Source organism: Delftia sp. BGA-UO-ETr-SB1, from assembly GCF_059567865.1.
The window spans coordinates 721,088-733,096 of the sequence record NZ_JCAQOW010000004.1 but is presented as its reverse complement, the minus strand read 5'-3'; the positions used below and the strand labels follow the sequence as shown (position 1 = coordinate 733,096).

9 protein-coding genes are annotated in these 12,009 nt (G+C 67.3%); 2 read left to right on the top strand and 7 right to left on the bottom strand.

Features of this window, described 5'->3' with window-relative positions; genetic code table 11:
• Positions 1–53 precede the first annotated feature (53 nt).
• Positions 54–557: a flavodoxin family protein gene (locus AC57B5_RS03770; protein ID WP_013802753.1), complete on the bottom strand. Its 504-nt coding sequence runs from the start codon at positions 555–557 to the stop codon at positions 54–56.
• A gap of 55 nt (positions 558–612) precedes the next feature.
• Positions 613–1,584 (bottom strand): LysR family transcriptional regulator, encoded by a 972-nt coding sequence (locus tag AC57B5_RS03765; RefSeq protein WP_496398764.1) that lies wholly within the window; start codon positions 1,582–1,584, stop codon positions 613–615.
• Between the two features lie 99 nt (positions 1,585–1,683).
• On the opposite strand from AC57B5_RS03765, the gene AC57B5_RS03760 reads away from it, so the two are divergent.
• Positions 1,684–3,225 (top strand): MFS transporter, encoded by a 1,542-nt coding sequence (locus AC57B5_RS03760; RefSeq protein WP_496398763.1) that lies wholly within the window; start codon positions 1,684–1,686, stop codon positions 3,223–3,225.
• A 24-nt stretch (positions 3,226–3,249) separates the two neighbouring features.
• On the opposite strand, the gene AC57B5_RS03755 is transcribed toward AC57B5_RS03760, so the two are convergent.
• The 4 genes from AC57B5_RS03755 to AC57B5_RS03740 form a co-directional block, all read right to left on the bottom strand.
• Positions 3,250–5,583, bottom strand: a complete 2,334-nt coding sequence (locus AC57B5_RS03755) for a TonB-dependent siderophore receptor (protein WP_496398762.1) — start codon at positions 5,581–5,583, stop codon at positions 3,250–3,252.
• Between the two features lie 180 nt (positions 5,584–5,763).
• Entirely contained in the window at positions 5,764–7,098 is a 1,335-nt protein-coding gene (locus AC57B5_RS03750) for a sigma-70 family RNA polymerase sigma factor (RefSeq protein ID WP_486639902.1), read from the bottom strand.
• Between the two features lie 44 nt (positions 7,099–7,142).
• The gene (locus tag AC57B5_RS03745) at positions 7,143–8,501 is read right to left on the bottom strand and encodes a sensor histidine kinase (RefSeq protein WP_216293383.1); all 1,359 of its coding nucleotides are present in this window, start codon (positions 8,499–8,501) and stop codon (positions 7,143–7,145) included.
• The gene (locus AC57B5_RS03740) at positions 8,482–9,180 is read right to left on the bottom strand and encodes a response regulator transcription factor (protein ID WP_043790363.1); all 699 of its coding nucleotides are present in this window, start codon (positions 9,178–9,180) and stop codon (positions 8,482–8,484) included. The genes AC57B5_RS03745 and AC57B5_RS03740 overlap by 20 nt, the downstream gene beginning before the upstream one ends.
• 277 nt (positions 9,181–9,457) lie before the next feature.
• Here AC57B5_RS03740 and AC57B5_RS03735 point away from each other — a divergent pair, with 277 nt between their 5' ends.
• Positions 9,458–11,470 (top strand): TonB-dependent receptor domain-containing protein, encoded by a 2,013-nt coding sequence (locus tag AC57B5_RS03735; RefSeq protein ID WP_496398761.1) that lies wholly within the window; start codon positions 9,458–9,460, stop codon positions 11,468–11,470.
• A 69-nt stretch (positions 11,471–11,539) separates the two neighbouring features.
• Here AC57B5_RS03735 and AC57B5_RS03730 read toward each other — a convergent pair whose 3' ends face one another.
• The gene (locus tag AC57B5_RS03730; RefSeq protein ID WP_216293385.1) at positions 11,540–11,929 is read right to left on the bottom strand and encodes a hypothetical protein; all 390 of its coding nucleotides are present in this window, start codon (positions 11,927–11,929) and stop codon (positions 11,540–11,542) included.
• Between the last annotated feature and the right edge of the window lie 80 nt (positions 11,930–12,009).

The following is a 12,009-nucleotide window of genomic DNA, read 5'->3' as shown; positions in this document are numbered from 1 at the left end:
ACCGGGCGACCGGGCCACCAAGAAACGTAGGGCACCCAAGATGCTGGCAACCCTCAAAAGACTCCCAGCGCCAGCCCCGCCCCCATCGCCTCCCCCAACGCCCGGCACTGCTCCAGCTCAGCTGCGGCAATCCGCTTGGGTGCCAGGATGGCTTCGGTGGTCTGGGCGTGGGTGCAGATGATCAGGGGCTCGGCCACGGGCTTGAGGCGCCAGCCGGTGGCGATGCGGGCGATCTGGCGGGCGGCGTTCTGGCCGTCGCTGCCCGCGCAGATGAGGCTGGCATAGGGCCGGCCATTGAGGTGATCCAGCGCCGCGTAGTAGCTGCGGTCGAAGAAGTCCTTGAGCTGCCCGCTGATGGCGGCCAGGTTTTCCGGGGTGGCGAAGAGGTAGCCGTCGGCGGACAGCACATCGTCGGGGCCGGCCTCGGAGGCATGCAGCAGGCGCACCTGCACCCCCTGGCCTTCGGCCGCTGCGCCGTCGCGCGCGGCCTCGGCCATCTGGCGGGTGCCGCCGGTCATGGAGTGGTAGACGATCAGCAGGGTCTTGCTTGCGTTCATGCCGCGAGCATAGACCGATGGAGGGAGAACCGGGCCGCTCCCGCCACGGTGCGGCTCAGGTAACCCCTCTGCCGGCCCCATCCGTCAGCGACGCCACGGAAGGCCTGATCCATTGCGGATCATCGAGCTGCCGTTGAATGCAGTCGCGCAACCATTGATGCGCGGGATCCGCCTGATGGCGCGGATGCCAGGCCATGCGCATGGGCTGCACCTGCACGTCGATGGGCAAGGCAAACACCACCAGCCCCAGCGATGCGGCCATGCCATGCGCCGTGCGTGTCGGCACGCAGGCCACCAGGTCGGTGCGGGAGGCCGCAATCAAGGCCGAGAACGAACTGGGCACCAGCAGTGCCAGTTGCCGCTGCAGGCCCAGCGCCTCCAGGGCAGCGTCCACGGGCGAGCTTTCACCCGGGCGCTGGGTGATGCCGACGTGGCGCGCGGCGGCGAACTGCTCGGCGCTCAGCCGTTGCGACTTTCTGGTGGACTTCAACAGGGGATGGCCGGCGCGCACGACGCCCACCAGGGTCTGCTCCGATATCACCAGGCTCTCGGTTTCCGGGTCCATGCTGCGAAAGCTGCCCACATCCAGGTCGATGCGGCCTTCGCGCAGGGCCCCGGGGTCGGCATGGGTTTCGGGCAGGAACTGCAGGCTGGCCAGCGGCATTTCCGCCTCCAGCGCACGCGACAGACTGGCACCGAAGACGACGGCAATGCCTTCGGGCGCCCTCACCACGAAGCGGCGGCGCAGGCCCGCCAGTCCTCCCGCATCGATAGGGTCCTGCAGCGCCCGCGCCTGGGCCAGCAGCGCGCGCACCGGCTCCGCCAGGGCCAGGGCGCGCGGCGTGGGCACAAGGCTGCGGCCCGCACGCACCAGGATGGGATCGCCAAACGCCTCCCTGATGCGTGCCAGCGTATGGCTCATGGCGGGAGTGCTCAGGTGCATGCGCCCGGCCGCTTGCGTCACGCTGCCGGTGCTGAGCAAGGCATCCAGTGCAATCAGCAGGTTGAGGTCGTATGTGTTCGCCATACGAAATCATACGTTCAATACATTGCACTGTACAAAACCCAAACCGCTCCCGACACTGGCGGCCGTTGCCTCAACCCAAGCCCTCGCCGCTGCACGCCCATGACGCCCATGCCCACAACCTCGCTGACTTCCCCGCCCGGTCGGCGGAACCTGCCCCGGCTTTGCTTCGCCATGCTCGTGCTGACGCTCGTCCTCGCGGCCCTGGACCAGACCATTCTTTCGACCGCCCTGCCCGTGATGGCCCGCGAACTGCCGGGCCATTGGCCGCTGGCTTGGGTGTTCTCGGCCTATCTGCTGGCGGCCACCGTGGTGATTGCGCTGTACGGCCGGCTGGCCGATGTGCTGGGCAGAAAGCCCATGCTGCTGCTGGCCATCGGCCTGTTCCTGGCCGGCTCCCTGGCCTGTGGTGCCAGCCATGACCTGCAGCAGCTGGTGTTGGCGCGTGCCCTGCAGGGCGCGGGCGGCGGCGGACTCATGACGCTGACGATGCTGACCCTTGCCGACCTGTTTGCGCCTGAGCAACGGGCCCGCTACCAGGGCCTGCTGGGCGCCGCCTATGGCGTATCGACCATGGTCGGCCCGCTGCTGGGCGGGGCGCTGGTGGAGCATCTGTCCTGGCACTGGGCGTTCTGGCTGAATGTGCCGCTCGCAGGGCTGGCCTGGGGAGTGCTGGCATGGGCGCTGCCCCCCAGGGCGGCTGTGCCGGAGGCTGCCGCCGAGCCCCGGCCCCGCCAGCGCATCGACTGGCTGGGTGCCGTGTTGCTGGCCGCAGCCCTGGTCAGCCTGCTGCTGGCCACCCAGCACAGCCATCTGAATCTGCCAGAGCAGCTGTCGCTGTGGGTGCTGCTGGCCCTGGGCGCCAAGTTCGCCCTGGCATTCTTCGTGCGCCAGCGCCGCGCCACCCATCCGCTGCTGCCCCTGTCGCTGTTTGCCCACCCGGCCTACGCGGCGGTCAGTTTCCTGGCTCTGTCCACGGGCGTTGCGCTGTATGCGGCCGTTGTCTTCCTTCCGCAGTATCTGCAGATTGGCCTGCACCTGTCGCCTACCGGCTCCGCCTGGCACCTGGCGCCACTGATGGCCGGCATCACCGCAGGGGCCATTGGCAGCGGCCGGCGCCTGCGCGCCCAGACGCCAGCCGCGTCGCTCGCCCGGGTGGCCTGCGTGCTGATGCTGTTGTCGTTCGGACTGATCACCGCGGCCTTGCACTGGCTGCCGCAGGCGCCGCTGGCTCTTTCCGCAGGACTGCTGCCGCTGGGCCTGGGACTGGGGCTGATGTTTCCCATCATCACCGTGGTGGCGCAGCGTGTATCGCCGGCCCGGCACCTGGGCATTGCCACGGCGGCACCCGTCATGCTGCGCAGCCTGGGCGGCGCCGCCGGCGTGGCCTTGCTGGCAGCCCTGCTCAGCCATTTGATGAAACAGGAGCTGGCTGCGGCCAGCCCCCTGGCAGCACAGGCCGATGCCGTGACCGCCGCGCTGGGCCACGGGCTGCAGGCCATCTTCGGCTGCGCGGCGCTGGCGGTTCTGGCGGCGTTGGCTGCCTGCCGATGGCTGCCGGCACGCAAAGCCGCAGCGCGTGACGGCCAGGGAGCCCCTGCGGCGCAGAGCGCCGCCATTCGCCGGGGAGCGGAAGGCGCCTAGGCCGCCAGGTTCCTCAGAAATGCCTCAGAAATCCACCGAAGCCGACACCACGAAGGTGCGCGGAATCATCGGCGAGACGGCGCCCCAGGACGTGACACCGGCCCAGGCCTTGCGGTCGCCCACGTTCTGCACCGTGGCGCGCAGCGTGGTCTTGCGACCTGCGATGCGGGTGGCGTAGCGCAGGCCCAGGTCGGTGCGTGTCCAGCCCGGGATGCGCAGGCGGTTGGCCTGGTCCACGAACTGGGCGCCGGTGTAGGCCAGGTCGCCGACCAGGGTCAGGCCCTCAAGGACGGGCACATCCCATTCCACGCCCAGGTTGGCCAGCAGCCGCGAGGTGCCGATGGGCCGGTTGCCCACCAGCGCAGGCGTGGCCGAGCGCGTGATCTCGGGCTTGAGCCAGGTCACGCCACCGAGCAGGCGCAGGCCGCGCGCGGCCTCGCCGTAGGCATACAGCTCCATGCCCAGGTTGCGCTGCTCGCCGTTGGTCTTGTAGACGCCCTGGTCCAGGCCGCCGCTGGGTTTTTCAATGCTGAACAGGGCGGCCGTGGCCATGAAGCTGCCGAAGTCGTACTTGCTGCCCACTTCGTACTGGCGGCTCTTGTAGGGGCGCAGCACCTCGCCGTAGTTGCTGGCCGCGGGCGGCGCGATGTCGCCCTTGCTCAGGCCTTCGATGTAGTTGGCGTAGAGGCTCCAGTTGGGCGCCTGGCGCCAGACCACGCCCACGGCGGGCGTGGTCACGCTCTCGTCGTAGACATTGGCGGCGCCGCCCGTGAGCACGTTGTAGTTGGTGGATTTGATGGCCTGGTGGCGCAGGCCCAGCGACAGTTGCAGCCTGTCCTGCAGCAGCGAGAGCGTGTCCACCAGGGCCAGGCTGGTGTTGCGGTTGTCATGAATGCGCGGAATGGCCGAAGGCCGCGCAATGCTCTGCGGCGCGTGGGCAATGGGCGCATAGATGTTGGACACCACGGTGGAGCCCGCCTGCAGTGCGCGGTGAAAATCCTCGCGGTAGCTGGCCAGCTGCAGCGTGACCGAATGCTTGACACCGGCCAGCGCAAAGCGCGAGCGCAGGCCCGCGTCGATGGTGCTGCGGTCCACGTCGAACACCGCGTAGGTGGGCGTGATGCTGGTGGCGCCCGCCGCACTGGTCAGGCGCGGGGCCGAGTCATAGATGCGGTCCACATCGGCACGCGACTGGCCGATGTTGGCGAACAGCGTGAGCTGCTGCGTGAGGTCCAGTTCGGTGCGCAGCAGCACGGCGCGCTCGCGGTTCTTGGACCATTCCCAGGGCTGGGTCACGTTGCGCCGGCCATCCGGCGCAGCAGGCATGGAGGTGAGCCCCGTGGGCATGATGGGCCGGCCCACGCCGTCGATGCGCTCGTCCTGCGAGAGCAGGTCCAGCGTGGCACGGAAGCGCTCCACCTCGTAGTCCAGCGCCACCGCCAGCACATGGCCGTCGGTGCTTTGATGGTCCATGGACGTATCGCCGCCGTACTTGCTGGCGTTGACGCGGATGCCGTACTGGGCCTCGTCGCCAAAGCGCCGGCCCACGTCGGCGTGGGCGCGCCAGAGGCTGTCCGAAGTCCAGCCCGTGGTCAGCCGCGCCACATCTTCATTGGCGCGCTTGGGAGCGATGTTGATCACGCCGCCCACCGAGCCGTTGGGCGACATGCCGAACAGCAGCGCGCCGGGCCCCTTGACCACCTCGATGCGGTCCACGTACTCGGTGCGCACGCGGTAGTTGGGGGCAATGCCGTAGATGCCGTCAAAGGCGATCTCGCCCGAGTTGCCCTCCCAGATCGGAAAGCCCCGGATATAGAGGTTGTCCACGTTGCCGCCCGGCAGCACGGTGTAGCGCACGGAAGGGTCGCGGTTCACCGCCTCGGCAATGGTGCCGGCCTGCTGGTTGCGCACGGCCTCGGACGTGTAGCTGGTGGTGCTGAACGGCGCCTGCATGTTGCCGGTATTGCCCAGCACGCCCAGGCGCACGCCCTTGGCCACCTGCCCGCCGGCGTAGGGCGCGGGCAGCAGGCTCACATACTGGTCGCCGGCCGTGACGGTGATCTCGGACAGGCGGTGCGCGTTCTCCGGCGCGTTGGCGGCAGTGGGAAGCAGGGTCAGCGTACCGCCCTCGATGCGCCCCTGCAGGCCGCTGCCCTGAAGCAATGCCGCCAGGCCCTGGCGCACATCGTGGCTGCCGTTGAGCGCCGGGGCCTGCCGGCCCTGCACCAGTTCGGAGGAGTAGGTGAGCTGCAGCCCCGCCTGGCGCGCAAACTGGCTCAGCGCCTGGGCCAGCGGCTGGGCCGGCACGTCGAAGGACACCGATTGCGCGGCGGCCAACTGCAGTTGCAGGCCCAGCACCAGGCCTGCACATGCATGAAAAACCGCTGTGCGGCGGAGGCGGAGGCGGAATCGGGAGGACTTGGGAGCGGACATAAGGACTTTCTGGAGGACAGGCTCATTGCGAATCGCCGGCACAGGCAGGGCGCCCGGCCTTTCATATGCAAATACGAGTCACTCCCAAAAACCCTGAAAAAAACTTCACGGCTCCGCGCGCCCGCCGCGCCGCGCAATCCGCAGGCCGCCGTCGTCCAGCACGCTGACCTGCACCGGGGCGAACTGCGGCAGCCCGCGCAGCCAGCGCTCGGTCTGGGCAATGCGCACATGGCCGCTGATGGCCAGTTGCGCCGCGCCCTCCTCCACCACCAGGCGGCGCCGCGTGTAGCGGCCCAGACGGTGCACGACGCGGCCCAGCGGCTCCTGTTCGAAGACCAGTTCGCCCTCGCGCCAGGCCGCGGGCCGTTGCTGGAGCTGCGGTTGCCAGGCAGCGCCGTCGGCATCTCCTGCACCGCCGTCCAGGGGAATGCGCAGCGACTGGCTGTCCTGCAGCAACTGGCTGCGTCCGGTGGCCGCATGCTCCACCCGCACCTGGCCCGACTCCACCTGCACGCGCACCGCATCGGGCTCCAGTTCCACGCCAAAGCGCGTGCCCAGCACGGTCACGCGCAGGGGGCCGGCCTCCACCACAAAGGGCCGTGCCGCATCGCGGGCCACGGCAAAGAAGGCAGCGCCTTCCAGCAGCTGTGCCTGTCGCAGGTCGGCACGGTATGTCAGCGCCACGCGGCTGGCGGCGTCCACGCGCAGCACGCTGCCATCGGGCAGTTCCAGGCTGCGCTGCACGCCCGTGGCGCTGGCCAGTTCACCTTGCCACAGCACGCGGCGGCTCCACATCTGCCAGGCGGGCCAGGCCGCGCAGGCCATGCCGGCCACGCCCAGCAGCGCGCCAAGGGCACGCCGCCGCCGCTTTCTGGAAGAGGCCTGCAAGCCCGCCTCCACCCCGCCGCGCCAGCGCAGCAAGGCGGCTTCCAGGCAGGCGTCGGCCTGCATCAGGTCGCGCTCCACGGTATTCAGGGAGACCTGCAGGCGCTGGGCGATGTCGGCCTGCCGCTCGCCATGCAGGCGGTGGGCCAGCAAGGCGGCCTGCATGCGCTCGGGCAGGTCTGCAATCGTGCGCTCCACCACGGCCAGTGCCTGCCGGTACATGGCGCGGTCGGCCACATCGCCTTCGGCCTCGGGCTGCAATTGCGCCCAGTCGTCCATGCAGCGCTGCTGCGCACCGCGCTGGCGCAGCCTGTCTATCGCCAGATGCTTGGCGGTGGCAAACAGGTAGGCCCGCGCAGCCTCCAGCGTGGGCGAGCTGCCATCGGGCAGTTGCGGCGGCGCATCGGCCAGGCGCAGCCAGGTTTCCTGGGCCAGTTCCTGCGCCTCGTCACGGCTGCCGGTCTTGCCGGCCAGATAGGCCACCAGTTGCTGCTGGCAGGCACAGAAAAGCTGGTGCCAGCGCGCAGCGGTCCAGGAAGCGGAAGGGGTGGGCATGGCCGGGGGGAGGTGAGAAATCGACAACGAGAATGACTATCATTCTAGTTTTGTTTGCCAATGGCCCCTGGCGCAACAGCCCCATGCGATGCACTCCTGAAGCACAGTTCCAGCTCGCAATGGGGACTGCCCAGAAAGCGGATGTCCCCGCCTGCATTGCGCAATATCTTGCGGGTGATGGCCAGTCCCAGGCCGGCGCCCCTGCTGCCGGGCCGCGCCTTGCTGAAGCGGGTGAACATGGCTTCCTGCCGGTCGGACGGAACGCCAGGCCCCTGGTCGGCCACCGTCAGGCGGATCACGTCACCTTCAACCGCCGTCATGGCCACCAAGACATCTCCCTGGCCATGGTGAAAGGCGTTCTCGAGCACATTGGAGATGGCGGTGTGCAGCAGGCTTGCGTCGCCCTGGCAGTGCACGCCATCGATGAGGTCCACCTGCATGCTGCGCGAGCCGGCCTCGAACAACGGCAGCATTGCGGCGATGGCCTCCCTCACCAGCCGCGTGAGATGCGTGGACGCTGCTGCGGGAGCAGCCTCGCCTGCGCCCAGGTCCTGCTCCTGGCGCGCCAGCAGCAACAGCTGCTCGGCCACGCGGCGCAGGTAGCGCACGTCGCCGTCCACGGCCTGCCAATCGGGGCGGGGGTCCGTGCGCGCCTTCTGCAGGCGCAGGTCCAGCACGGTCAGGGGCGTGCGCAGCTCATGCGCCGCGTCGGCGACCAGGCGCTTTTCGTTGGCCAGCGACTGCGCCAGATTCTCCAGTGCGCGGTTGACGGCTTCGGCCAGCGGCAGCAGTTCGCGCGGCAGCCGGGCGGTCGGAATGGGCTGGACCTGACCTGGCTTCATGCCCTGCACAAAACGTGCGGCCTGCTGCACGGGCCTGAGCGTCCAGCGCATCATCCAGTAGATGAGCAGCAGCGCCAGCAGGCCTACAGGCACCAGCATGACCAGGCTTTGCAGCAGCTTGGCGTGCAGCAGATCGCCAATGGCCTGGCGCTCCAGCACATCGCGCTTGGCCACCATCAGGGTGGCTCCATCGGCCAGCGGTGCGGCCACGTTGACAACCTGGCCGCTGTAGATGGGCAGCCGCAACAGCGGCGCCCGCGCACCGTCGGGCGGCAGGCGCAGGCGGCGCGGGGATTGGAGGTTGTCGGAGAACCAGAGCACCCTCCCCTCGGGCGAATACAGCGTGTACGACAGCTCGCCGCCCGCATGGCTTTTGGGCAGCCGGGCCGGATCGCTTTGCATGGTGAAGCCTTCGGCGATCTCCCGCGCCTGGATCACCATCGCCACGCGGCGCAGCTGGTCGCGCGTGTCGTACAGCGACAGCGACAGTGCTCCGGCGCCAGCCGCAAAGGCCAGCGCCAGCCCCAACAGCACGCGCCGCTCAAGACTGGTGCTCTTCATGCGCGGCAGCGGGCAAGACCATGCGATAGCCCACGCCACGCACGGTATCTATCAGCACATTGGCGCCGCCGTCGCGCAGCTTGCGGCGCAGGCGCGAGATCAGCGCCTCCACGGCATTCAGGGTCACGCTCTCGCGCGAGGCGTACAGGTGCTCTTCCATGCGTTCCTTGACCACGATGCGGGGCCACACGCGCAGCATCTCCTCCAGCAGCATGGCCTCGCGCCGGAGCAGATCGATGTGCCTGCCATCCACGGTCGCATGGCGGGAATCGGTTTCAAAGGCCAGATTGCCCAGGCTCAGCCGAGGCTCGCGGCCGCCCTGTGCACGGCGCAGCACGGCGCGTACGCGCGCTTGCAGCTCGGAGATGTCAAAGGGCTTGAGCACATAGTCATCGGCGCCGCAATTGAGCCCGGCCAGACGGCTTTCCAGCGCGTCGCGTGCCGTGAGGATGATGCAGGGGGTTCTGCGGCGGCGGTCATCACAGCGGGCCAGCACCTGCATGCCATCCATATCAGGCAGCCCCAGGTCCAGGATCAGGGCCTCATAGTCGGTGACGGCAAGCGCGTCCAGCGCCTGCCGTCCGGTGGCGGCCACATCCACCGCGAATCCCATGCGCTCCAGATGGGCCTGCAACAGCGCTCGCAAATCTTGGTGGTCTTCAACAACGAGCAGCTTCATCGGTCAGACGTTGATCAGGAATGTCAGATACAAATACGAATCAGACGTATTTTAAATTTGAAAGCTGCAAGGCCAGCGCCATGACGCCGCAAGATCCAGAACCTGCGCCCCCCGCAAGCCCTGAGCCGGCTTAGGCAGCCGCCTGCAGCGCAGCCCCCGCCTCGCCGTTGCCTTGGCGAGGGCGCCCCACCCCAACCCATCACCCGCACCGCCTGCCCGGCGGCGCGTGCCGTCGTGTACGGACAACCCCATTTTCAATAGCGACCGGAGCCAACCAGTGATCGACTCTTTCCTGCAGCCGGCCAGGGCCTGCACCCCTGCCAACCCGCTCACCCTCATCGGCAAAGGCCTAGCCTGTCTGCTGACCGGCAGCACCGTGCTGCTGGCCCATGCACAGCAGGCGGCCGGCGAAGGCAAGCTGTCCGAAGTGGTGGTGACCGCCACAGGCTTCGAGCAATCGCTGGCCGACGCGCCTGCATCCATCACCGTGGTGACAGCCAAGGAGCTGGAAGGCAAGCGCTACCGCGACGTGACCGATGCCCTGCTCGACATTCCAGGCGTCACCATCGAGGGCGGTGCGGGCGGCAAGATCGAATCCACGCAGATCTATATCCGCGGCCTGGGCGAGGACTACACCCTGTTCCTGGTGGACGGCAAGCCCCTGGGCAGCTCCTCCCAGGCCTACTACAACGGCTTTGGCGGCGCGCAACAGACAAGTTGGCTGCCACCCATGTCGGCCATCGAACGCATCGAGGTCATTCGCGGCCCCATGTCGTCGCTGTACGGATCCAGCGCGCTGGGCGGGGTGATCAACATCATCACCAAGAAGGTGTCCACGCAATGGACCGGCAGCGTCACCGTGGACGGAACGATGCAGGAAAACCCACAGGCCGGCAGCGAGGGCCAGCAGCGCTTCTACCTCAGCGGCCCGCTGGTACAGGACCGGCTGGGCCTGACGTTGTACGGCTCGCGCTTCAAGCGCCATGAGGACCGGTTCACCGGCGGCTACGCCGCCCGCGAGAACCGCGACATCACCGCCAAGCTGGCCTGGAAACTCACCGGCAACCAGACCCTGGGCCTGCAGGCCACGCGCGGCACCGGGGACAACGAGCGCACGGCCCGCACGGGCGCCGCAGGCTCGGTGCAGAACGAACGCAACTACTACGCGCTGACGCATGACATCGAATGGGGCTGGCGCATCCGCACCAGCTCCTTCATCACGCGGGAGAACGTGCAGATCACCAATGGCGCCTACCAGTCCGAATACCGGGCCACCTACCTGCAGTCCAAGACCGTCGTGCCGCTGGACCGGCACATGGTCTCGTTCGGTGCCGAGTACAAGAACGAAGAGACTGCGCACGACGGCAGCCGCTTTCCGGGATCGCGCAACATCAACCTCGAACGCTGGCAGATGGCCCTGTTTGCCGAGGACGAATACTTCCTGACCGACCGCTTCTCCGTCGTGGGCGGCATACGCTACGACCGCAACCAGCACTACGGCAGCGAATGGATTCCGCGCCTGTACGGCATCTACCGCCTGAGCAGTGCACTGACCCTCAAGGGCGGCATCAGCGGCGGCTACAAGGCACCCACCCTCAAGCAGGCCGACGACAACATCGTGGAAATCGCTGCGCGTGGAGCGGCCTGGGACATGGGCAACAAAAACCTCAAGCCCGAGAAAAGCACCAACTACGAAATCGGCCTGAACTGGACGCCCGCGCAGGACGTGAACGCCAGCATCACCGCCTACCAAACCGACTTCAAGGACAAGATCAGCACGCAGACCATCTGCACCAGCCCCACCTCCGCCCCCGCCTGCGAATACAACGGCGAAGTGCGCTCGCGCATCAACCAGTACGTCAACGTCAGCTCGGCCACTATCAAGGGACTGGAGTTGGCCTACGGCATGCCCATCGCCCTGCCGCTGGGCCGGGGTCGGTTCAACACCTCGTACACCTTCACCTCCAGCGACGTGGCCAGCGGACCGGACGCCGGCAGGCCTCTCAACAACCTGCCCCGCCACATGCTCAATCTGGGCGCGGACTGGAACATCACAGGCCAGATCAAGCTCTGGGGCAAGGCCCGCTACAAAAGCAGGAGCATAGACGGCGGCACGGCCCAGCTACCCGCCTACACCCTGGTGGACATCGGCGCCAGCTACCAGGCAACGCCCAACATCCAGCTGTTCACGGGCCTGTACAACCTGCTGGACAAGACCGTGAACCTCGCCGACTACGGCAAGACGCTGGATGGACGGCGCTTGTATTTGGGGGTGACGGCGCAGTTTTGAGGGTAGCGGCATAGAAGACCGAGCGATTTCACCGCATCAGGTGGAGAAAGCTACGGGCACGAGTATTAATCAGTCCCAGACACTGGGAACGTGCAGGGTCTCGGCCTTTCTCGCCCTGGGAACCGGAATATATTTAGACAAGGCATCTTTTTCGCGCCGGACTTCATTGCAGGTGATTTCCGCGCTGCGGAAGATGCGCTTTCCCTGCGGACCACCGCTGGAGAAAGGCCTCACTTCAATGCGCACGCTTACGGTCTCAGGCAGAGGAGACCCGTTTGCCGCTTCAGCGCCGCATAGCAGGTTCAGTTTTCTCTGAGCACTACTGTGAGATGAGTGACGAGAACTCTTGGTGGGATTGCCCTGTGCATCGAATCCGAGAACATTCCAGTCCAAAACCGGTTCAGCACGAACAAGGCATGCGCTGCACGCCACTAAAACAAAAGCAACAAGGGATTTCATGGATCTATCGAGAAATTGCACCGGCTCTTAACGCCCATTCATCAATGGGCATTGAATGAAAGTGCCTGCCTGTAGAAAGA

Coding starts and splice junctions, on each gene's coding strand:
- AC57B5_RS03770 (WP_013802753.1), bottom strand. CDS start 557: ATGAACGCAAGCAAGACCCTGCTGATCGTCTACCACTCCATGACCGGC.
- AC57B5_RS03765 (WP_496398764.1), bottom strand. CDS start 1,584: ATGGCGAACACATACGACCTCAACCTGCTGATTGCACTGGATGCCTTG.
- AC57B5_RS03760 (WP_496398763.1), top strand. CDS start 1,684: ATGACGCCCATGCCCACAACCTCGCTGACTTCCCCGCCCGGTCGGCGG.
- AC57B5_RS03750 (WP_486639902.1), bottom strand. CDS start 7,098: ATGCCCACCCCTTCCGCTTCCTGGACCGCTGCGCGCTGGCACCAGCTT.
- AC57B5_RS03745 (WP_216293383.1), bottom strand. CDS start 8,501: ATGAAGAGCACCAGTCTTGAGCGGCGCGTGCTGTTGGGGCTGGCGCTG.
- AC57B5_RS03740 (WP_043790363.1), bottom strand. CDS start 9,180: ATGAAGCTGCTCGTTGTTGAAGACCACCAAGATTTGCGAGCGCTGTTG.
- AC57B5_RS03730 (WP_216293385.1), bottom strand. CDS start 11,929: ATGAAATCCCTTGTTGCTTTTGTTTTAGTGGCGTGCAGCGCATGCCTT.